Origin of the sequence: Mesorhizobium cantuariense (assembly GCF_042647205.1) — a bacterium.
In the GTDB taxonomy this organism is placed as follows: Bacteria; Pseudomonadota; Alphaproteobacteria; order Rhizobiales; family Rhizobiaceae; genus Mesorhizobium; species Mesorhizobium cantuariense.
This window is the reverse complement of sequence record NZ_JBHRVD010000001.1, coordinates 2,503,445-2,524,718: the sequence shown is the minus strand read 5'-3', so window position 1 is coordinate 2,524,718 and position 21,274 is coordinate 2,503,445. Positions and strand designations below refer to the sequence as shown.

At 62.1% G+C, this 21,274-nt stretch carries 23 protein-coding genes, 2 tRNA genes and 2 pseudogenes; 10 read left to right on the top strand and 17 right to left on the bottom strand.

Translation table 11 applies throughout. The features are described 5' to 3' along the window. Positions 1-12 precede the first annotated feature (12 nt). Positions 13-600, top strand: a complete 588-nt coding sequence (locus tag ACFOJ9_RS11760) for a TetR/AcrR family transcriptional regulator (protein WP_378979027.1) — start codon at positions 13-15, stop codon at positions 598-600. Between the two features lie 62 nt (positions 601-662). Here the strand turns inward: ACFOJ9_RS11760 and ACFOJ9_RS11755 are convergent, their stop codons facing one another. The 7 genes from ACFOJ9_RS11755 to ACFOJ9_RS11725 all read right to left on the bottom strand — a co-directional run bounded on the left by ACFOJ9_RS11755 (position 663) and on the right by ACFOJ9_RS11725 (position 6,029). After that, complete coding sequence (locus tag ACFOJ9_RS11755) at positions 663-1,889, bottom strand: anion transporter (RefSeq protein ID WP_378979026.1); 1,227 nt, start codon at positions 1,887-1,889, stop codon at positions 663-665. 155 nt (positions 1,890-2,044) lie between these two features. After that, on the bottom strand, positions 2,045-2,875 hold the full coding sequence (locus tag ACFOJ9_RS11750; protein ID WP_378979025.1) for a glycosyltransferase: 831 nt from the start codon (positions 2,873-2,875) through the stop codon (positions 2,045-2,047). 188 nt (positions 2,876-3,063) lie between these two features. After that, positions 3,064-3,909, bottom strand: a complete 846-nt coding sequence (locus tag ACFOJ9_RS11745) for an FkbM family methyltransferase (protein WP_378979024.1) — start codon at positions 3,907-3,909, stop codon at positions 3,064-3,066. A 234-nt stretch (positions 3,910-4,143) separates the two neighbouring features. Then, positions 4,144-4,932, bottom strand: coding sequence for a GGDEF domain-containing protein (locus tag ACFOJ9_RS11740; RefSeq protein ID WP_378979023.1), 789 nt, complete (start codon positions 4,930-4,932; stop codon positions 4,144-4,146). Positions 4,933-5,181: 249 nt separating this feature from the next. Beyond that, positions 5,182-5,403: a hypothetical protein gene (locus tag ACFOJ9_RS11735; protein ID WP_378979022.1), complete on the bottom strand. Its 222-nt coding sequence runs from the start codon at positions 5,401-5,403 to the stop codon at positions 5,182-5,184. 196 nt (positions 5,404-5,599) lie between these two features. Continuing rightward, positions 5,600-5,676: transfer RNA gene (locus ACFOJ9_RS11730), tRNA-Arg, on the bottom strand. A 47-nt stretch (positions 5,677-5,723) separates the two neighbouring features. Further along, positions 5,724-6,029 carry an ETC complex I subunit gene (locus ACFOJ9_RS11725; protein ID WP_378979021.1) on the bottom strand — a complete coding sequence of 102 codons (306 nt, stop codon included), beginning with the start codon at positions 6,027-6,029 and terminating at the stop codon, positions 5,724-5,726. Between the two features lie 124 nt (positions 6,030-6,153). On the opposite strand from ACFOJ9_RS11725, the gene ACFOJ9_RS11720 reads away from it, so the two are divergent. Continuing rightward, a tRNA-Pro gene (locus tag ACFOJ9_RS11720) sits at positions 6,154-6,230 on the top strand. A gap of 392 nt (positions 6,231-6,622) precedes the next feature. Continuing rightward, on the top strand, positions 6,623-7,348 hold the full coding sequence (locus tag ACFOJ9_RS11715) for a glycosyltransferase family 25 protein (RefSeq protein WP_378979020.1): 726 nt from the start codon (positions 6,623-6,625) through the stop codon (positions 7,346-7,348). An 86-nt stretch (positions 7,349-7,434) separates the two neighbouring features. Here the strand turns inward: ACFOJ9_RS11715 and hdaA are convergent, their stop codons facing one another. From hdaA to ACFOJ9_RS11695, 4 genes are all read right to left on the bottom strand, one after another. Beyond that, positions 7,435-8,139, bottom strand: a complete 705-nt coding sequence (hdaA, locus tag ACFOJ9_RS11710; protein WP_378979019.1) for a DnaA regulatory inactivator HdaA — start codon at positions 8,137-8,139, stop codon at positions 7,435-7,437. A gap of 58 nt (positions 8,140-8,197) precedes the next feature. After that, positions 8,198-9,382, bottom strand: a complete 1,185-nt coding sequence (locus ACFOJ9_RS11705) for an AI-2E family transporter (protein WP_378979018.1) — start codon at positions 9,380-9,382, stop codon at positions 8,198-8,200. After that, a complete protein-coding gene (locus ACFOJ9_RS11700) occupies positions 9,354-9,911 on the bottom strand; it encodes a CDP-alcohol phosphatidyltransferase family protein (protein WP_378979017.1) in 558 nt (185 codons plus the stop codon). Before ACFOJ9_RS11700 ends, ACFOJ9_RS11705 begins: the two co-directional genes overlap by 29 nt. Positions 9,912-9,996: 85 nt before the next feature. Next, positions 9,997-10,986, bottom strand: coding sequence for a methyltransferase (locus tag ACFOJ9_RS11695; RefSeq protein WP_378979016.1), 990 nt, complete (start codon positions 10,984-10,986; stop codon positions 9,997-9,999). Between the two features lie 278 nt (positions 10,987-11,264). On the opposite strand from ACFOJ9_RS11695, the gene purM reads away from it, so the two are divergent. From purM to ACFOJ9_RS11670, 5 genes are read left to right on the top strand one after another with little or no spacing between them, the layout of a single operon-like run. Then, positions 11,265-12,329, top strand: a complete 1,065-nt coding sequence (gene purM / locus ACFOJ9_RS11690; RefSeq protein WP_378979015.1) for a phosphoribosylformylglycinamidine cyclo-ligase — start codon at positions 11,265-11,267, stop codon at positions 12,327-12,329. Then, entirely contained in the window at positions 12,326-13,039 is a 714-nt protein-coding gene (gene purN, locus ACFOJ9_RS11685) for a phosphoribosylglycinamide formyltransferase (RefSeq protein ID WP_378979014.1), read from the top strand. The genes purM and purN overlap by 4 nt, the downstream gene beginning before the upstream one ends. Positions 13,040-13,097: 58 nt before the next feature. Beyond that, positions 13,098-13,367 (top strand): type II toxin-antitoxin system ParD family antitoxin, encoded by a 270-nt coding sequence (locus tag ACFOJ9_RS11680; RefSeq protein WP_378979013.1) that lies wholly within the window; start codon positions 13,098-13,100, stop codon positions 13,365-13,367. Between the two features lie 6 nt (positions 13,368-13,373). Beyond that, entirely contained in the window at positions 13,374-13,667 is a 294-nt protein-coding gene (locus tag ACFOJ9_RS11675; protein ID WP_378979012.1) for a type II toxin-antitoxin system RelE/ParE family toxin, read from the top strand. 47 nt (positions 13,668-13,714) lie between these two features. After that, entirely contained in the window at positions 13,715-14,224 is a 510-nt protein-coding gene (locus tag ACFOJ9_RS11670; RefSeq protein ID WP_378979011.1) for a SixA phosphatase family protein, read from the top strand. A 181-nt stretch (positions 14,225-14,405) separates the two neighbouring features. Here ACFOJ9_RS11670 and ACFOJ9_RS11665 read toward each other — a convergent pair whose 3' ends face one another. Continuing rightward, positions 14,406-14,648: a DUF680 domain-containing protein gene (locus ACFOJ9_RS11665; RefSeq protein ID WP_378979010.1), complete on the bottom strand. Its 243-nt coding sequence runs from the start codon at positions 14,646-14,648 to the stop codon at positions 14,406-14,408. 41 nt (positions 14,649-14,689) lie between these two features. After that, on the bottom strand, positions 14,690-14,893 hold the full coding sequence (locus ACFOJ9_RS11660) for a DUF680 domain-containing protein (RefSeq protein WP_378979009.1): 204 nt from the start codon (positions 14,891-14,893) through the stop codon (positions 14,690-14,692). Between the two features lie 458 nt (positions 14,894-15,351). Here ACFOJ9_RS11660 and ACFOJ9_RS11655 point away from each other — a divergent pair. Next, positions 15,352-16,019 (top strand): annotated as a pseudogene (locus tag ACFOJ9_RS11655) (response regulator). Continuing rightward, on the top strand, positions 16,009-17,361 hold the full coding sequence (locus tag ACFOJ9_RS11650) for a sensor histidine kinase (protein ID WP_378979008.1): 1,353 nt from the start codon (positions 16,009-16,011) through the stop codon (positions 17,359-17,361). The pseudogene ACFOJ9_RS11655 and the gene ACFOJ9_RS11650 overlap by 11 nt, the downstream one beginning before the upstream one ends. A 28-nt stretch (positions 17,362-17,389) precedes the next feature. Here the strand turns inward: ACFOJ9_RS11650 and ACFOJ9_RS11645 are convergent. The 4 genes and pseudogenes from ACFOJ9_RS11645 to dapB form a co-directional block, all read right to left on the bottom strand. Beyond that, positions 17,390-18,272: pseudogene (locus ACFOJ9_RS11645) on the bottom strand (ABC transporter permease). 14 nt (positions 18,273-18,286) lie between these two features. Continuing rightward, a complete protein-coding gene (locus ACFOJ9_RS11640; protein ID WP_378979007.1) occupies positions 18,287-19,141 on the bottom strand; it encodes an ABC transporter ATP-binding protein in 855 nt (284 codons plus the stop codon). Between the two features lie 163 nt (positions 19,142-19,304). After that, complete coding sequence (locus ACFOJ9_RS11635; protein WP_292567462.1) at positions 19,305-20,318, bottom strand: ABC transporter substrate-binding protein; 1,014 nt, start codon at positions 20,316-20,318, stop codon at positions 19,305-19,307. A gap of 176 nt (positions 20,319-20,494) precedes the next feature. Next, positions 20,495-21,274, bottom strand: coding sequence for a 4-hydroxy-tetrahydrodipicolinate reductase (dapB, locus tag ACFOJ9_RS11630; protein ID WP_378979006.1), 780 nt, complete (start codon positions 21,272-21,274; stop codon positions 20,495-20,497).

Genomic DNA, 21,274 nt, shown 5'->3' with positions numbered 1-21,274 from the left:
ATACTTGAGGCCATGCCTGAAGCATCCAGCCCCACCCGCAAACGCATCGTCGATGCCGCGACGAAGCTCTTCTATGCCGAAGGGATTGGCCGCGTCAGCGTCGATGCCATCGCCGAAAAAGCCGGGCTGACCAAGCGGACGCTGTACTATCACTTCAAGAGCAAGGACGATCTGATCGCCGCCTATCTCGATGGCCGCGACCAGCCCAATCTGAAGCAGATGGCCGGCTGGTTCGATGCCGCTGAAGGTGGTGCCGACCGCAAGGTCGAAGCGATTTTCACCAATCTGGCGCGTGTCGCCCGCCATCCCAAATGGAAAGGATGCGGGTTTCTGCGCACGGCCGCGGAGCTTGCCTCGATGCCTGGACACCCGGCAGTCAAGGCCGGATCGCGGCACAAGACAAATTTCGAAAAATGGCTCGCCGCCGAACTGTCGGCCCGCGGCGTCACCGCGCCGCATATGCTGGCGCGCGAGATCGTTCTGCTCATGGACGGCGCCTTCTCGAGCATGCTGATCCACCACAACCCCGACTATATCGGGGCGGCAGGGCACGCCGCCGCAACGCTTGTGCGGGCGCGCGCTTCAAGCAGCCAGGTCTAAAGGTCTTTGGTTTTTATGCATGTCGTTGCCCCAAAATCGGGGCCACTCTTGAGCGACATGCATTAGAACCCAAACGCCAGCCATGCCGTGCCGGCCGCCAGTGTTGTCAGCGTCAACGGCAAGCCGACCCTAGAGAAGGCGCCGAATGACAGCGGCGTGCCGGCGGCCCTTGCCTGTTCGGCGACGATCAGATTGGCGACGGAACCCAGCAGCGTGAAATTGCCGGCCAGCGTAGAGCTCATGGCGACGACCAGCCAGGCGCGCTCGGGGTTTTCGAGGCCGGGTATGAAAGGCCGCAGCGCCAGCACGGCCGGGACATTGCTCATGATGTTGGAGAGCACCGCGGTGAAGCCGGACAGCCGCCAGACATCGTCCAGCCCGAGGTTCTTTGCCGAGGCGATCATGTCTGGTGTCAGAAGCGTTTTTTCGGCGCCGGCGACCACCACGAACAGACCGGCGAACATGAACAGCAGCGGACCGTCGATCTCGCGGTAGATGCGTTCCGGCTTGATGGCGCGGGTGAGCAGGAGGATGGCGCCGCCGATAAGCGCTGCCTTGGCGACCGGCACGCCGGCGAAGAAGGCGATTGCCAGCCCGATGCAGACCACCACCGCCTTCAGCACCTGCCCCTTATGCATGCGGCCACGCGAGACCTCGGGCGTCAGTTGGACCGTGCGGGCGAATTCGGCCCGGTAGACGATGCGGATGATGACAACGACCGCGACGAGGCCGAACAGGGCGACCGGAGCGAGCGCTGCCGAAAAGGCAGGATAGGAAATGCCCGACAGCGCGCCAATGACCATGTTTTGCGGATTGCCGGTGATGGTGGCGACGCTGCCGCAATTCGACGCGGCGGCAGTGGCGATCAGATAGGGGATCGGGTTGCGCTTGATGATGCGGGTGACGTGGACGACGATCGGCGCCATGACAAGGCAGATGGCGTCGTTGACCAGGAAGGCCGACAGCACGCCGGTCAACAGCGTCACCATCACCAAAAGCATGAAGGGTGCGTGCGCGTGCTCGATGGCGATGGCGCCAAGGCCGCGAAAGGCGCCTGACACTTTCAGATGCGCCACCACGATCATCATGCCGAGCAGAAGTGTGATGGTGTCGAAATTGATCGCCCGGTAGGCATCCTCCATGCTGAGCGCGCCGATGGCGATCATCGCAGCCCCGCCGAGCAGCGCGATCCCTGCCCTGTCGAGGCGCAGGCCAGGGATGCGGCCAATGGCGACACCGGCGTAAGTCAGGACCAGGATCAGCAGTGCCGCCGCGCCCATCAATGTCATCGGTAAGAAGTCCTGCTCAATCTGTTGGCCGCCGACACTGTCCGCCCGACCGGTCGCTTGCATGCCACCTTTAGCGCGATGTCGAGATCGATGCCAAACAGGCTGGGCACTGTGTGCGCCGAGGGTGCCCGAAAGAGCCGGACGACGGGGTGCCTCTAACGCAGATAGAAATCCAGCCGCTGTCGTAGCGCCTGCGGCGAAAACAACTGCTCGACCGTCTGCCGTGCCTTGTGGCCCACCGTCGCCCGCAGCCCCGGATCGGCTTTGAGATCCGCCAGGATCCGCGCCGCTTGTTGTGTCGTCTCGAACAGAAAACCGTTTTCGCCATGCCTGATATGGTCGGCGTAGCCGCCATGCGAATGACAGACAACGGGCAAACCACAGGCCATCGCTTCGAACACTACGCGGCCGAACGTCTCCACCACATGCGAACTGGTGCGATAATAGAACACGTCGAGCGTCCGCAGGAACTCTTCAGCCGCAAACCGGCCTTGCGGAATGAGTTCGAGCTGCGAATGCGGCCTGAGCCTGTCCTTGAGCGGCATCCCGCCCTGAATCCGTATCGCGGTGCCATCCGCCAGCAATGCCTCATAGAGCGGCGCATCGTCGGCATGATGCTTGTCCGGCCTATCGCCGCTCAGCCGACCCACCGTGAACGGGCCATCCGGCCTGGTCAGCCGTGGTGAAAAACGTCCGATCTCGATCGGCGACGGATGCACAACACCGTCGATTTGCTGCATGCGCCGTTGAAAGTCGGAAATCAGCACCAGTTCGGCGGCGGGCCAGCCCAGCATACGTGGCATGCGCGTGGTCAGCGCAATGACTTTGGGATGAAGGGTGTTGAAGACATAGATGAGCCGACGCGGTCGCGGGATCAGATAAGGCCACGCCTTGTTGCGCCAGTGCGCTCCGAGAAAGACATAAGTGCCGCCGTCCGGCACGTTCCGCTTCAGCGGCGAGATGCGGCGAATTGGAAAGCGTTGCATTAGCTCGCCGGACACCCTGGAGGAGGTTGCCCAGAGACGCACCTCCGCGTCTGCGCTCAACAGCCGATATAGTTCCAGGGTTTCGAGGTCACTGCCGCCAAAGGGGGTCTGGAAGCCATTGAACAGATGAATCATAGTTGCCGCGCTGATCTCTTGTCTGAACCGTTACCTTGCGGTTTGAGCAGCCTCTACGGCAGCAGAAGAATATCGTTCTCCCCGCCAGGCAAATTGCGAATGTCCATCTCTCTTTCTGACTTCCCACTGAAGACGACGCAGCGCCCATAGTGTTGAGATAGGTATGCGGTCGTCTCATTTGCTTCTGATGGCCGGTACCGAGACGGCACATACTCCATCAAGATGGGAATGCGACGGTCAACCAGTTCCCTCATGGACTTCAACGCCTCCAGTTCGGCTCCCTCGATGTCCATCCAAACAAGACCGATGTCGTCAGGGCTAACGTCCACTCCACGCAGAATGTCGTCCACCCTGCGAAGTGGCACTCGGGTTGAGCGCGCTTCGCCCCTGGGCTTGGTCATACTGCTTGCGCCGTAATTGCTTTCGTCGAAATAGAAGTCAACGACGCCGTTATGATCGCCCGCCGCACATTCAACAACGATTGTCTTATCCGTCAAATCGTTGAGAAACAGATTTTGCTTCAGGAGATTGACGTTCCTTGGCTCCGGTTCGACGCAAATTAACCGATCGAACCGCCCGCTACGTGTCAAATATATACTATGCGTTCCGATATTTGCACCAATTTCCAGAAGGGTTTTACCTTTTGTCTCGCCAACAATTTCGAGCACCCTATCTGCCAAGCCACGCTGGAAATGACCATTCTTGAATAAACTCTTTCCTATCATTTCATGCGGAGAGAAGGTGAGCTTATGATCCGCAAACTGCCTGGTAACCAGGACTATATCATTGTTGATCGTCAGCAGGCTGATTTGACGAAATTGATCAAAGGATCGAAGCCGCGCAAACATCCTGTCACGCGAGCGCCGAAGCGCTTTTTCAATTGAAGGAAATATTTTCATATGTGCATTCTTGAATGACTCTTATGGGCCAGAATTAGAAAGCAATACATACATCGCAGGGCACTGAAAAGATCTCAATGCGCTGCGCAAGCCGAATTAAAGCCGAGCCGTTGTCAGGGGGAACGCGTCGATCTGTTCGCTTGAAGCCCAAGCGCGGTGAGGCCAGAATGAATCATCGGATCGGACGCTGTTTTCGCAGGCGATCTGGATTGATTGCGATGGCCACTGTTGTTGTCAATGTACCGTGGCGACGCTGGGCGGAGGCACCGGAGCGGCGCCCGCCGGATCGAAGCTGACTTGATCGCGCCCGTTCGACTTGGCCGTGTAAAGCCTTCTGTCGGCGGCGGAGAAGATCTCCTCATAGGTGATCGGGCCAGTAAAGCTCGTGCCGCCGATGCTGACGGAAAGCGGGCAAGGCCTGCCACCGGGCGAAAAGTCCATCTCCCTGATACGCCGGCGGATGCTTTCGGCAACCACCCAGGATTGCGAGGGATCCACGCCGGGAAGAAACACGCCGAATTCTTCGCCGCCGATGCGGCCGACAATATCGCCGCCACGCAGTTGCCCTTTGATCGCCTGCGCTATCAGCTTGAGCGCCTGGTCGCCGCAATCATGGCCCAAGCGGTCATTGATCAACTTGAAGTGGTCGGCGTCGATGATCAGCAGCGCGCCCGAACGGGTTTGCTCCTGCTTGCGGGTCTGCTCGAGATAGGCTTCGACCAGCATCGAAAAGGCACCGCGGTTCAGCACCGCCGTCAGGCTGTCGGTGGCGGCAATGACGCTAAGGTCGCGCTGCGCGATGGCCAGCTGGCGAATCTTCCACATGAGAAAAAACAGAAACGAGCCGCCCAGCACCAAAGGCAGCATCAGATCGGTCATCTGCGCCCGCCACACGGCCTCGGGTGAAAGATAGGGGAAATTGAAGGAATCGACGAAGAACGCCACGGCAATGAAGAATGCCGTACCGGCTATCGTGACAGCGATCACCCTGCCCCAACTCGTCGGCGACAGATCGAGCTTCATCGCGTTCAACTCCGTTAGCCGCCGCTACTATGACGCACCAACGCAAACAAATTGATAAGACTTTTCCTCCAATTCGATGTCGGGCGGCATAGCGCGGAGCGCAGGCACCGCCGCCCACGATAGATGCTTGCGCGCGGACGCTACAGGACGGCCGCCGAAAAAGCGGCCATCCTGATTCCAGCTTGAAGACTTGGACCAAGCTGCTTGCAGAGCAAAGGCAGGCGGCACTCGAAGCCAGACCGCCCGCCGTCAGTTGAGCGTTGGTTCACCCAGCGCGTCGACGACAAAGGAGGCCGCGATCAGGTCGTCGGCATCAAGGCGGAGGGAGCCTTCGCCGCCGCCCATGACGGAAGCCACTTTCTGAAAGGTCTTCATTTCGTATTCCGTGATCCGGGCGGCCTGCATCCTGACCTTGAGATCGGCGATGCGCCGATCCAGGGCCGCAGACATTCCTATTTCTCGGTTCGACATTGCAACACTCCTCCCCACCCGTGTTTGCCTCCCACCGATCCGCATTTTGTATGAGGCTTTGCGAATACAGGCGCCGAAACGCGCCGTGCGCGGGAAAGGTTCCGAAAAGGCCGAGTCACGAAATAATACGACAGCGCTGGCGGCGGCGCGATCCACGCCAATCCGACCCTCATCACACACTAGCCCTTGAAATTATTGGCGATCCCGACAGGATTCGAACCTGTGACCATCGGCTTAGAAGGCCGGTGCTCTATCCAGCTGAGCTACGGGACCGCTGGCCGGCCCTTGGGCCGGCTGGATATTTTTGCGCTGGCCGCCGTTCAATGCGTCCAGGGCGTCCTGCGGTCATAGCGGAAATTCTCCGCATAGGAAATCTGGCGGCGCTTGGTCTCTTTCGGCTCCTCGACGCGGTAGGCGAGCACTTCCTTTTCGGCGTAGGCCACCGCCTCTTCCCTGGTGTCGAAGGTGAGCCTGATCTGGCTTTTCATGTCTCCCGACGTCGTGTAGCCCATCAGCGGGTCGATCTTCTTGCGCATCTCAGGATCGAATTCCAGCACCCAGTAGCCGGTCTTGGCCTTGCCGGACTGCATCGCGGTTTTGGCTGGGCTGAAAATGCGCGCGGACATGGCCACCTCGTTATTGTGCAAGGCAGCATCGCCACCCTTTGCCCGTCATTACTGCGCAATGCGCACGGCGGCAAGGTTTTTGCACTTGCCATGCCACACCGAAATGAATAGGCAACAGACCGTTCGGAGTGTAGCGCAGCCTGGTAGCGCATCTGGTTTGGGACCAGAGGGTCGGGAGTTCGAATCTCTCCACTCCGACCATCCTCTCATTTTCCACGAGATCTAGGCACCTGTGCCCGCGACGAGAGCCACAATCACGGTCGCCGCACTTGCCGTGCCCTTGATCGTCTCGCTTCGTCAGGGAATGCGATCCAGCCCTCATTGACGCAGGCGCGGTCGCGGGTTCTTCATGCCTTGCGAACGGAAAGGTTGCAGCGGCGATCGGCGGTTCGGTCGGCAATGCCACGATACAGCTGGCGCGCTTTTGGCCATGGCTACCGTCCCGCCGGGAACCTGCCGTATCGCTGCGCCGCAACGGCAGAGTGACCTCGTCGCGCGCCTCCTCACCAGCCGGCCGGCATTTGGCGGCAACTACCAATACTGTTGCCGTCCAAGGCGCTTGATTTACCAATCTGAATGCGTAAAACGCCTCCATGAAAACCTTTCCGAACGATGTCTTTGTCCGGGTATGCCATGTAAAGGAGGGATACGAGGACCGAGAGCGGCACATTTTGAAAGAGCTCGGCAGCCGGGGCGTTCCCGTCAACTGGTTCCTGGATTACGATGTCTCGGACATCCAAGAAAAAATTCAAGAAGAGTTTTCTGAAACGGCGCTTTCTGCGCCGCAAATATCGTGCAGTTTAAAACATATTGGCGCCTGGCAGGAATTTTTGGCCTCCGGCCTGCCCTATTGTCTCGTATTGGAAGACGACGTTTTTCTCACCCCGGATTTTGTCGACAAGCTGAAGCAAGGAATTGCCGAACTTGGGGATCCCACTAGGAAAGTGGCGATATATCTTGGCAACGCAGGTAACTACTACCTGCCAATCTGGAAGATATCGAAGCGCCAGAAGCTGTATCCTGCCCCTCATAGCCGCGCGACGGATTCATATCTCATCACGAGACCGACTGCGGAAGCGCGTTGTGATTGGTTTTCCAAAAACAAGATGACAGCAACGATAGGCCACCAGTTGGATGGGATTGACCCGCTACTGGGCGTGGAAGTCCTTTGGTTTGAAAGGCCTATCGTTGAACAGGGGACCCACAACGGCGCTTTCCCAACCTCCATACCCGGTCAAAAAAAGTGGCGCCCCTTGTGGTACAAGCGACTTGAGTGGAATTGGAAAAAGGTTCGTCGCAGAATATTTGGGCACATCTAATTTTCCCCACTCTCCACAACGGTATCCATCATCATCGCATATGGCACCGATCTGGACCGTCAGGAGTTGGCCGTCCTCGCCCAATTCTAGATCTCGAACTCGCCCTGCCCCTCATCCATGGCGTTGACGGTTTCAGCGGCGAGCGTGCGCGTGATCGCCATCTTGCGCTCGAGTGCGGTGCGGTCCAGCCTTTCCACCACGCGCATCGCTGTCGCCAGCGAGCGCTCGATGCGGCGGACGAGATACTGCACGACATGAGGCTCGACCTCGACCTGGCGGTCGGCGAACAGTTTGGTGATGACGCCGGCGAGCAGGAGATCGTCGGGCTCATGGATCTCGACTGTCGCCGCCGCTTTCAGCCGTGAGGCGAGATCAGGCAGCCTGACGCCCCAAGCCGATGGGAAGCGGCGCGCCGTCAGGAGTAGCGTCGAGCCGGCACCACGCACCGCATTGATCAGATGGAACAGGCCTTGTTCATCGACCGCGCCGGTATCGACATCGTCGATCAGTGCCGGCCGGGCGCCGAGATTAGCGATGCTGTCACCAATGCGCCTGGCGTCGACCGCCACCGCGTTGGCGCGCGCGCGCCAGATCGAAGCCAGATGCGTCTTGCCGGAGCCGGCGGGACCGGCCAGCACCACCACAGGCGAAGGCCAGTCAGGCCAGCGGTCGACCAAGGCCACAGCCTGATTGTTGGTGCCGGAAACGACCAGGTCGTCACGCGAATAGCCGGTGCCATGGCCGAGATCGAGCGGCAACTGGCGCGGCGGGTCGGCTTTCTGGTCGCTCATGCGGCTCAACCGTGCGGACCGGCAAGGCACCTGGTCATCGGCCAGATCATGGGCCAGATCATGGCTTGACGGCCTTGCGACGACCGGCCGGGGTTTCCGGCTCAACGCCGTGGCCCCTGTAGAGCGGCGATTCGAGATAGCGGGCTATGGCAAACCGTACCAGCACGGCAACGGCGGCGGAAGCTGGCACCGCAATCAGCAAACCGACGAAGCCGAACAGCGCGCCGAAGGCGAACAGCGAAAACATCAGCCATACCGGGTGCAGGCCGACGCTTTTGCCGACCAGCCGCGGCTGCAGGATGTTGCCTTCGATGAACTGGCCGATGAAGAACACGACCGCGACGGCGACGATCATGGTCCAGTCCGGCCAGAACTGGACGAAGGCAACGCCGACGGCCAGCACCAGCCCGGTCAGCGATCCGACATAGGGAATGAACGAGATGAGCCCGGCGAACAGGCCGATGAGGATGGCAAAATTCAAGCCGGTCAGCGTCAGCCCGATGGCGTACATGGCGCCCAGCACCAGGCACAGCGTGCCCTGGCCGCGCACGAAGCCGGCTGTTGCGGTGTTGATGTCACGCGCGATGGCGCGCACGGTCGCGACGTTGTCGCGCGGCACCCAGCTGTCGATGACAGCCACCATGCGGTCCCAGTCGAGCAGCATGTAGAAGGCGACCACCGGCGTCACCACGAACAGGCTGACCACCGAGACCAGCGCCATGCCGGAACTCCACAGCGAGGTGAAGACGGTGGTGATCAGGCCGAAGCCGGAAGTCAGCAGCGAATTCAACCCGTCGCGCAGGCCATTGGCGTTGACGCCGAATTTCTGTTCCAGCCATTTCGGATCGAACGACGTGATCAGGCTCTGCAGCCGGGTCAGATACTCCGGCAATTTGCCAGCGAAATCGGCCATCTGCGTGGCCAGAACGGGGATGAGGATGACGAAGGCCAGCACCAGCACGATGAGAAAGGTGATGAGAATGACCACCGTCGCCATGAAACGGGACAGGCCGAGCCGCTGCAGCCGGTCGGCGACGGGATCGAGGAAATAGGCGAGCACCATGCCGGCGACGAAGGGCAGCAGGATGGCGCTGAAGACGTAGAGAAAAAGCGCCAGGATGGCCGCGCCGGCCAGCCAGAAGAAGATCTGGCGGCGAAAGGTCGCGGACGCGGCAATGTCGGCGGCCGCAGCCTCTATCGCCGCCGCTTCTGTCTCAGATGTCCGGAGTGGAGCCTTCGCCATAGCCGCTCATGTGCCTCAGCCAAGCCACGAGATAGGCCGCGGCCGAAGCCACGGTCAAGACCCCGGACAGCAATATGAGGGCTGGCCTGAGCGGGTCGAGGTGAACGACAAGGGCGAGTTCGCCCAGCACAACCGCGGCTAGCACGATCTGGATGGCGGTGTTGGCCTTCGACACGAAAAGCGGTTTCATCTCGACCGGATGCGCCATGACGGTGGACAACACAACCGCGCAGACGATCAGCGCGTCGCGCGACACCATGGTGACGACCAGCCACAGCGGCAGTTGCCCGATGAAGCCCATGACGACGAACACCGAAACCAGCAACAGCTTGTCGGCCACCGGGTCGAGATAGGCGCCGAGCGTGGACTGCTGGTTGAAACGGCGGGCGATGAAGCCGTCGACGCCATCGGAAATGCCGGCGACGAGGAACCCGGCAAAGGCCCAGTCCCAGCGCGCCTGCAGCATCGCCAGCACCACCGCTGGCACCAGAACAAGGCGCAGGATGGTGATCAGATTGGGGATGGTCAACGCAATGTCCCGTTGCTTCTGTTCTGCTGATACATGATGGAGACTGGGGCCGGGTGCAACAGAGACGCGCCAACAGCCGGCCATCTCAGGCCGCGGACGCCTCAAGGATGGAAATGGGTCCTCGGGTCTGAATCACCCGTTCAAGGCGCAGCCCAGCGGCTTCGAACAAGTTTGCATATTGGACCTGCGTTCTCTCCAGACCGCCGGTAACGGCGAGCATGACCACGTCGATACCCTTGATCAGGTTCGGCTCGTCACCCGGCGGCACGAGCGTCTCGGCCACAAGCACCTTCCCGTTCGGCAGCATTGCCTTGCGGCAGTTTCGCAATATCACCACGGCACGCCCATCATCCCAATCGTGAACGACCTTCTTGATGACGTAGGCATCACCGGTGGGAACGCTTTCAAAAAAATCGCCGGCGACAAATTCGGTGCGCGGCAGGTCGCCCCCGGCACCCTGGCGTGCCGCCCCAACGCCCGAAGGCAGATCGAAAAGCACGCCGCTCAAATGAGGGTTGCTGGCCAGAATCGCCGAGAGAAGCTGACCATGCCCGCCGCCAACGTCGACGACACGCGTGAACGGCTTGAAATCATAAGCTTCGGCAACAGCCTCGTTGCTGCCTTGGCTCAAGGCGACCATGGCACGCTGAAACAAGGCAGCCTGCACCGGGTGTTCCGACAGCCAGTCAAACCTTGGGCTCCCGAACACCTTGTCGAAGGCCGGCTTTCCGGTGCGCACAGAATGCAGCAGCTGCTCGAAGGCAAGATAGGCCTCGCTGTTGATCATACGGACGAAGTCGCGGGGACCCGGCCGATCGGAGCGCAGCACGGCGCCAACCTCCGTCAACTCAAAATGACGGGGCAGTACTTCCCTAAAGACCCCTTCAGGCGCGAGAAGTCGCATTACACGATAAAGCGAGTCAGCATCAGATTGAGTGGCAGCCGCTAGTTCATCTACCGACCGCTCGCTGGCAGCCAGGAGATCGGGGATGCCGAGTTCGATAATGACGCGCAGTGCCTGTGACACGGCGAATCCGAATCCCAGCCTCATGATCTGTTGCGACGGATTGAGCATGGCTTGTCCCCCGATGCCTGATGCGTGGCAGCAGAGCACCAACAACAGCTAGACACAAGGATGCAAAGGATGAGAGCGAAGATGGAGGCGCGAGGTTTCGCCTCCGGTAAAAGTGAGGACAGGGGTTTGCACAAGGGGCGCCACCGCCGCCGAAAAACCACCGCCCACGCTTTTATCGGGGGCAAAAGCCCACCATTCCGCCGTTATCCTTGCGAGGCGAGGCCGTTCATGCGAAGAGCCCGCAAACGAGTGGAAACAGCGATGAGCAAGCGCCAGAAATGAGCAAGCGCAAGAACGGGCTCACCTATGCCGAAGCCGGCGTCGATATCGATGCCGGCAATCTCATGGTCGAGAAGATCAAGCCGCTGGTGCGCGCGACGCGCCGGCCGGGCGCCGATGGCGAGATCGGCGGTTTCGGCGGCCTGTTCGACCTCAAGGCCGCCGGTTTCACCGATCCGGTGCTCGTCGCGGCCAATGACGGCGTCGGGACCAAGCTCAAGATCGCCATCGATGCCGGCAAGCACGACACGATCGGCATCGATCTCGTCGCCATGTGCGTCAACGACCTCGTCGTGCAGGGTGCCGAGCCGCTGTTCTTCCTCGACTATTTCGCCACCGGCAAGCTCGATCCCGACCAGGGTGCCGCGATCGTCGGCGGCATTGCCGAGGGCTGCCGCCAGGCCGGCTGCGCGCTGATCGGCGGCGAAACGGCCGAAATGCCCGGCATGTATCACGGCAACGACTACGACCTTGCCGGCTTTGCGGTGGGCGCAGCCGAACGCGGCCAGCTCTTGCCCACCGACGACATCGTCGAAGGCGATGTGCTGCTGGGCCTGGCTTCCTCGGGCCTGCATTCGAACGGATTTTCACTGGTGCGCCGCATCGTCGCCGTCAGCGGCCTGGCGTGGGGCGATCCGGCGCCGTTCAACGACGAGGCGACGCTCGCTGAGGCGCTGCTCGAGCCGACCCGCATCTACGTCAAGTCGATCCTCAAGGCTATCCGCAACACGCATGGCATCAAGGCGCTGGCCCACATCACCGGCGGCGGCTTCCCGGAAAACATTCCGCGCGTGCTGCCCAAGGATTTTTCGGCCGAACTCGACCTCGAGGCGATCGACGTCCCTCCCGTGTTCTCGTGGCTGGCCAAGACCGGCGGTGTCGCGCCAGAAGAGATGATGCGCACCTTCAATTGCGGCATCGGCATGATTTTGGTGGTCGCGTCCGGCCAGGCAGCGCAGGTCGCCGCCGTGCTGCAAGAAGCCGGCGAGACGGTGACGCCGATCGGCCGCATCGTGCCGCGCCGCGACGCCGGCGTCATCTATCGGGGCTCGATCGGCCTATGAGCACGCAGAGGAAACGCACCGTCGTCCTGATCTCGGGGCGCGGCTCCAACATGACCGCGCTGATCGCGGCGGCCAGCGACCCGGCTTTCCCGGCCGAGATCGTCGGCGTCATTTCCGACAAGGCCGACGCCGCCGGCCTCGGCATAGCCAAGGCGCGCGGCATCGCCACACAGGTCATCTCGCGCGCCGACCATGGCAGCAAGCAGGCACATGACGCCGCGATCGACGCAGCGCTCGTGGCGTTCAAGGCCGAGATCGTGGCGCTGGCCGGCTATATGCGTATCCTCACCCCCGGCTTTGTCCAGAAATGGCAGGGCCGCATGATCAACATCCACCCTGCCCTGCTGCCGGCGTTCAAGGGGCTCGACACGCATGCACGCGCGCTTGCCGCCGGCATCCGCATCCACGGCTGCACCGTGCATTTCGTCACCTCCGAGATGGATGACGGCCCGATCATCGCCCAGGCGGCCGTGCCGGTGATGGTCGGTGATAATGCGGATGCATTGGCTGCCCGTGTGCTGAAGACCGAACACCGGCTCTATCCGTTGGCGCTGGGGCTGGTCGCCGAAGGCAAGGCGCGCATGGAGGCCGGCCGCACCGTGCTTGCCCACTTTGCCGACGATGCCGACAACAGCACATCGGTGGTGATGGCGCCCGATCCGCTGCGCGAGGAAACCGACCTCGAGCACTTGGCGCGCATCACACCGTGAGCCTTGCCATTGAAAACGGTAGCAATATTTGCTACCGTTTTGGTAAGGAGACAGGTCGATGGCAACAGTCGAGAAAGTCAGCGTGGCGCTTTCCCCGGAACTGCTTGATATGGTCAAGGGAGCCGTGGCTAGCGGGCAATACGGATCGGCGAGCGAAGTGATCCGCGAAGCCTTGCGAGAGTGGCGGCTGCGGCAGCCCTTGCGCGAAGCCGAAGCGGAACGGCTGCGGAAAGCCTGGACGGAAGGCATGGAGAGTGGCCCGTTCGCGCCTTTCGACATCGAGGCCATCAAGCGGAAGGCCCGTAATCGACTCGGCGGCGCAAAGTAGCGGTGGATGGCCGGCATCCCGATTGTCCGCAGTCCGGCGGCCGAGAACGACCTGATCGACATATGGCTCGCTATCGCCAACGACAGCCCGCTCGCGGCAGACCGATTTCTGGGGGCTATTGCCGATCGTATCCTGCAATTGGCGGCCTTCCCCGAATCCGGCGCGCGAAGGCCAGACATCGCCACCGAGGCACGAGCGCTAACGATGGGCAACTATCTCGCGATCTATCGTGTCACCGAGAAGCATGTCGAGATCATCCGTGTCGTGCACGGCGCGCGCGACGTGTCGACATTGTTTTGATGCTTGTCGATCTCCTGGCACGACATTCCCTTGGATTGAATAAGCCGATGAAACAGCTGTTTCTCCTGCGCCACGCCAAATCGAGCTGGGATGACCCTGGTCTCGATGATTTCGACCGTCCCTTGTCCGAACGCGGATTGAAGGCAGCGCGTTTGATGGGTCGCGAGCTTGTAGCGCGCGACTGGCTGCCGGACCTGGTGCTGGTGTCGTCGGCGCTGCGCACCCGCGACACCTGGCGGCTGGTGGCAGCGGAGCTGCCCACGCATCCCCGGGTCGCGCTCACCGAGGCGCTCTATGATGCTTCAGCGGCGGATATTCTGAGCCAGATACGTCAGGCCGACGCTTCGAGTGGCAGCTTGCTGGTGGTCGGCCACAATCCCGGCCTGGAAGATCTGGCCAAACAGCTTGCCGGGCCAAGCTCGGAGGCCAAGGCGCACAAGAGGCTCGAGGAAAAGTTCCCGACGGCAGCCCTTGCGCGTTTCGTCTTCGAGGGCGATTGGTCGGGCGTGTCTTCAGCCCGGCTGACGCATTGTCTGCGGCCGAAGGATCTGGGCTAGAATCCAGGTGCGACAGGCCCGCGCCCTCCGATTTTGTTCCTGGACGCGGAGTGTTTTTTGCCGACTGCGAAGATCGTGGCTCAAGCCGACGGCGCCGGCTGGTGCCTATTCCTCTGCGCAAAAAACAAGAGCGGCGGGCCAAGCCCACCGCTCTTTGTAATGTAATCAAGGCCTGTGTTGATCAGCGGCCCCAGATGCCCTGGCCCGACTGAGCCGGCACCTTGGCATTGGCGTCGCCCTGTGCCTTCGAGGACTTCAGGATCGAGCCGGTGTGCGAGGTGTCGAGGTTGAAAGTCGACTGGCTCGTAACCGACTGGTTCGGAACCGGCTGGTTGGCATTGTAAGAGCCATAGTTGTCGCTGCCGGCAAAGGCGCTGCCCGTGGCAACGAGGATGGCGGCGGCGGTGAGTGCGATCTTGGTCATTTTAAGTACTCCTGAATTCAAGATTGGGTCGGCAGTCGCGATTAACGGCCGAAGAGATTGCGGTCAGCACCCTGCGAAGCGGGGGCCTGGACGGTCTGCGTCGACTTCGAGGTCGAAGCGGTGACCGACTGGTCGACAGCCGCGGCGGGCTGATTGGCGTTGGCCGAGCCATAGTTGTCGCTGCCGGCAAAAGCAGTGCCCGTGGCGACGAGGATGGCGGCGGCGGTAAGAGCGATCTTGGTCATTTTATTTACTCCAGTGTTTGTTCTGTCCGTCTAGTGGCGTGCCCTTGGGAGGAATTTCGCGTCGCTCGGACCACCCCGAGATGGGTTTGCCCTGCCGTGGTACGAAGATGTTCCTCCGCAGCCCGAATCCAGGCCTTGAAATTTGCCGCAGGGCCTCGGCGGTAAGATTTTTATTAGTCAAAATCAGATGGTTATAAGAAACCGCCCAGTGCATGACGCCGTCAGTCATTGAGCCGACGTTCACCAAACATGGACGGTCCGTCAATCATAATCGAACCGAACGGTTCGGTTTTATCGAACGTGGGCGAATTCAGGCTGCTCAAAGGCGGTGGCAGCAGGCTAGTCCGCTATTTGCCTTGCGGCTGGATCGATACTATCGGTTGTTCCTGAGTATGCATTTGTACGCTGCTAGCCGCATCCTCCATGCGAGATGGCAGCCTCCCAGGACAGCGATAGAAATGCGGCTGCTGCTCGTCGAAGACAATCGCGAACTGGCCGACTGGCTGGGCAAGACCTTGCGCCAGGCGAACTATGTCGTCGACATCGTCCATGACGGCGAAGATGTGGAGCATGCACTGGCGGCCGGCGACCACGCGCTTGTCATACTCGACCTGGCGCTGCCGCGCATGGGCGGGTTGGAAGTGTTGCGCATGCTGCGGGCGCGCGGCAATGCGGTGCCGGTGATCGTATTGACCGCAAATGCCAGCCTCGATGGCCGGGTCAAGGGCCTCAATGAAGGCGCCGACGACTATCTGGCAAAGCCGTTCCAGATCGAGGAACTGGAGGCGCGCATCCGCGTGCAACTGCGCCGCGCCAATGACCGCACGCGCCTGTCGTTGCCTGCGGCGACCTCGTCTTCGACACCAACACGCGGCTGTTTTCGCTCGCCGGCGAAACGCTGGCGCTGACACCGCGCGAGCATGCCGTGCTTGAACAATTAATGGTCAAGGCCGGACGCACTGTGAGCAAGGCGGCACTGTCGGCGGCAATCTACGATTTCGAGACCGACGCCGACCCCAGCGCCATCGAGATCTATGTACACCGTGTGCGCAAGAAGCTCGAAGGGTCGCGGGTCCAGATCGCCACCTTGCGTGGTCTTGGCTATCTCTTGCGCCATGAGGATTAGCAGCCTCCGCCTGCAGTTGCTGGCCTGGGTGGTGTTGCCGCTTGCCGGGCTCGCCACCATCAACCTGTGGACCAGCCACCGCAGCGCGCAGGCGACCGCCGATCTGGTCACCGACCGGATGCTGCTGGGTTCGGCACGCGCGATTGCCGAACATGTCGCCATAGTGGATGGCGTGCTCGATGCCACGGTGCCACCGGCGGCTATCGAGATGTTCGACACCGGTGATCGCGACAGCGTCTATTATCATGTCGAGACGGCTGGCGGGCGTTTGCTGACCGGCTACCCCGACCTACCCGAGGGTCCGAGGCAGCCGAGCATGGAAGCGGTCTATCGCGACCAAGCGCTGCGGCTGCTTACATTCAGTCATGCGGTGGTCGGCGCCGGTAGCGACTCGCCAATATCCGTCACCGTTGGTGTCACGCTGGCCGGGCATGATGCGATGGTGAAACGGCTGTGGCTCAGCGCCTTTGCCCAGCAACTGGCGCTGGTGGCCATTGCCGGCATCTTCGTGCTGCTCGGCCTGCGTCGCGGCCTGGCACCGCTGATCCGGCTGCGCGACGCGGTGCGCTCGCCAAGCCGCAGTGACCTCGATCCCGTCGAAGTGCCGGGGGCGCAAAGCGAGATCCAGCCGCTGATCGATGCGCTGAACGCCTATATTGAGCGGGTGCGAGCGCAGATGGCGGCGCAGCGCCGTTTCATCGCCAATGCGGCGCACCAGTTGCGCACACCGCTGGCGCTGCTGTCGACACAGGCAAGCTACGCGCTTCGCGAAAATGCTGCCGAGGCGCGCCAGGAAGCCCTCGTGGCGCTGCAGGCAAGTACCGGCAAGCTGGCAAGGCTGGCCGAACAGCTGCTAACCCTATCGCGAGCCGAACCCGGCAGCCGGCGGCCGCGCGCCGACCGCATCGACCTGACTGACGCCGCCCGTCATGTGCTGGAGGCCCAGGCGCCGGCGGCACTCTCGCGCAATATCGATCTCGGTCTCGACGAAGCCGGCCCCGTGCCGGTCATCGGCGACGGCACCATGCTGCGCGAGATGATCGTCAACCTTGTCGACAATGCGCTTCGCTATTCCCGGGCCGGCGGCAGCGTCACGGTGAAGCTGGCGGCCATCGACGGCGAAGCCGTGCTGACAGTCGCCGATGATGGGCCCGGCATTCCGGCGGACGAGCGGGACCATGTGTTCGAGCGCTTCTACCGCATTGCCGGTTCGACCGAGGAAGGCAGCGGGCTTGGCCTCGCCATCGTGCGCGAGGTCGTCGAAAATGCCGGCGGCCGCGTCACCCTTGGAGATGGCGCGACCGGTGGTCTGATGGTTGAGGTAAGATTGCCTCTGGCCTGATCGCAGCTTGCCGAATCAGAAGCAGGAGTCACGTCCCCTGCTCGTTGAACGGCGCCGGCCGCCATTTGACGACATAGTTCTCGAAGCGAGTGATGATGAACTCCACCACCAGCGCCATCACCGCCAGGATGATCATGGCGGCAAAGACGCCATTGGCGTTGAAGGCGCCCTGCGCGGTCGAGATCAGCAAGCCCATGCCTTGCTTGGCGCCAAGGAATTCGCCGACCACCGCGCCAACCAGGGCAAAGCCGAAGCTGACATGCAGGCTGGCCAGGATCCAGCTCATCGCCGACGGGATGATGACGGTGCGTGTGATCTGGAACGGCGAAGCACCGAGAATCTGGGCGTTGGCGATCATCGCCCGGTCGGCTTCGCGCACGCCCTGGAAGGCATTGGCGAAGACGACGAAGAACACCATCACCACGGCGAGCGCCACCTTGGAAGCCATGCCGAGGCCAAGTGCGATGATGAACACGGAACCCAGCACGACACGCGGCACCGAATTGGCGATCTTGATGTAGATGGAAAAGACGTCCGCCAGCAGCCGGTTGCGGCCGAGGATGATGCCTGCGGCGATGCCGCCGACGGCGCCGATGACGAAGCCGAGGAATGTTTCCTCGAGCGTCACATAGATCTGCACCCAAAGCGGACCTTGCGACGTGCCTTCGGTGATCCACACCCAGATCTGGTCCCAGATGCCGGACGGGCTGGCGAAGAAGAACGGATCGATGATGTTGTAGTCAGCACCGAGTTCCCATAGGCCGAGGAAGACGACCAGGATAGCCAGGCGCAGGCCCGATGACCAGCGCATGACGGCGGCGCAGCCGCGCCTTCGCCCGGCCTTCGGCAACGGCGATGGAGGCATCGCGGACGGCGGCCTGGGAAGTGGTGGCGGGAGAGATGGCAGTCATGGCGGCGTCTCCTCTCAATGGCCGGTTTGCAAGGTGCGGCTTTGGCCGAGCTTCACTTCCTCGCGCAGGTCGTTCCAGATCACCTTGGCGATCTCGACGAATTTCGGGTCGTAGCGAATGTCGGCCATGACGCGCGGACGCGACAGGTCGATGCGGTAGACGCTCTTGACCGTGCCCGGTCCCGCCGTCAGCACATAGACCTTGTCGGCCAGCGCCACCGCCTCCTCCAGGTCGTGGGTGACGAAGACGACGGAAGACTTCTGCTCCGACCACAGACCCAGCAGCTCGTCCTGCATGGCGGTGCGCGTCTGCATGTCGAGCGCACTGAACGGCTCGTCCATCAGCAGGATCTTGGGCTGGTTGATGAAGGTCTGGGCGAGCGCGACGCGCTTGCGCATGCCGCCGGAGAGCTGATGCGGATAGTGCTTTTCGAAGCGCCCCAGGCCGACGCGGCCGATCCAGTCACGCGCCCGCTCATAGGCCTGCGCCTTGGGCGTGCCGCGATAGAGCGGACCGGCGGCGACATTGTCGATGACGCTGCGCCACGAAAACAGCGCGTCGGCCTGAAAGACGAAGCCGATGTCGCGGCTGATGTCGGTGACCGGATTGCCCATGACCCGGACATTGCCTGTCGTCGGCCGCAACAGGCCGGTGACGAGGTTGAGCGTCGTCGACTTGCCGCAGCCGGTCGGCCCGACGACGCAAGCGAATTCGCCACGCGCCACGGTCATGGTGAAATCGCGGATCGCCGTCATCACGTGGCCGTCCGGCGTGACGAAGCGCAGTGTCACATCGTCGATGGCGATTGCGGCATCGGCTGGCGGCGCGGCCTGAGACAGTCTCTCGGCCGCCATGGGTTGCAGTTGCATGGCACACTCCTGTCGCAATGGGGCAAGGGAGCCCACAGCGCGGCCGCGGGTCTCCAGGTGGTTCGGCAAGGGCTGTGCCGCTGCCGGTTTGATTCAAGCAAGCGGCGTAAGCCGTTGTTCTTCGATGGGCGAAGACGGGAAGCCTGTACCCATCGGGGCGAGGCTATTTGGCGGCGTCGACGAACGCCGTCGTGTAGGTCTTCGATAGGTCGATCTGCTTGCCCTGCAGGCTCTTGGAGAATGTCGAGAGGACCTTGAGCACGGTCGGTGGGCCGTCGGCCGGCATGCGGCCGTCCGGCGTGAACATCGCCTTGCCGCCGGCCAAACCCTGCACGTAGAGATCCCTGTTGCCGGCGTAATAGTCCTTCGGCATCTTGTCGGCGATCTCCTCGGCCGAGTGGGTGGCGATGAACTTCATCGTCATGACGAAGGCATTGGCGAGCTTCTGTGCCTCGTCCTTGTGGTCTTCGAGCCAGGCGGACTGGACGTAGAAGGACGCCGCCGGATAGGGGCCGCCCAGCGCTTCCTTGGTCTTTTCAGGGGTGCGCATGTCGACCAGGACACTGGCCTCGCCGGTCTTGAGCAGTTGGGCAATCGTCGGCTCGGTGGTCATGCCGGCCTGGATCTGATCCTGCTTGACGGCGGCGATGAAGGTGTTGCCGGCGCCGACTGGCAGCAGCGTATAGTCGCCGGGCTTCAGGCCGTTGCGCACGGCCAGATATTGGCTGAGGAAATCGGTCGACGAGCCGAGGCCGGTGACGCCAAGCGTGGCGCCCTTGAAGTCGGCTGGCGACTTGATTTCGGGATGCTTGGCGGAGACCAGTTCGACCTCGCCCGGCGCCTGGCTGAACTGGACGATCGACTGGATGTATTTGCCTTTCGACTGCAGGTCGACGGTGTGGTCGTAAAAACCGACGACGCCCTGCACGGCGCCGGCCAGCAGTTCATTCTCGGCCTCGACGCCGGCGCGCGAGTTGACCAGTTCGACATCGAGCCCCTGGTCCTTGAAGTAGCCGAGCTGCTGGGTGAGCACGGCCGGCAGATAGATCTGCTTTTCCATACCGCCGACGATGATGGTGATCTTGTCGGCCGCCGATGCCGCAGTGGCACCCGTTGCGGCGATAGCCAACGCCAGCGCCGCCGAGCGCAAGGCGCACTTCGAGATGATACCTGTCATGAAACTTCCTCCACCTGGGGCGGCGCGCCGACAGGCTGCGCCGCATTTCCTCCTCACCGGCCACCAAGGACCGGTCACGCGGTGAACACCGCGGCACCGTCATGGCATGCCCAAGCTTTCAGCTGGCTTTCAGCCGTTCGATGAGAGGAATAGCCGAAATCAGGCGGGATTGCGCATCACGAGGCGTTGAACCCCAGCACGTCGCGCATGTCGTATTCGCCGGGCGGGCGTCCCGCCACCCAGAGTGCGGCGGCAATGGCGCCGCGGGCGAACATGACGCGGTCGCCGGCTGCATGCGACAAGGTCACGGTCTCGCCCTCGGCGCAGAAGCTGACGCTGTGTTCGCCGATGATGCTGCCGCCGCGCACCACAGCAAAGCCGATCTCGCCGGCCGGCCGCGCGCCGATGACGCCGTCGCGTGCACGCCTTGCGACCGTGTCCAGGTCGATGCCGCGCCCGCCGGCTGCGGCTTGCCCCAGCATCAGCGCCGTCCCCGACGGCGCGTCGATCTTGTGGCTATGATGCGCCTCGACAATCTCGACATCCCAGTCGTCGGGATCAAGCGCTCTCGCCGCCTGCTCGACCAATCCGACCAACATGTTGAGCCCCAGCGAAAAGCTGCCGGAGCGCACGATGGGAACCGTTTTCGCGGCGTCGGCGATAGCAGCCAACTCGGCGGCATCGAAGCCGGTCGAGCCTATAACCAGGGCTGGACCGCCGCGTTCGGCGCAAACCCTGGCCAGGTCAGTCGATGCTGCCGGCGTGGTAAAGTCGATGATCACGTCGGCCATGGCAAGCGCCTGGTCGCGGCTCACCAGACCTTCGCCTACGATGCCCGGCCGATGGAAGCGGGCGGTGAGCGCCAGCCGCGCATCGGCCTGCACGGCGTCCGCCATCTGGCGGCCCATGCGGCCCAGCGCGCCCGAGAGGCCGATCCTGATCGGTGGTTGGGGCAT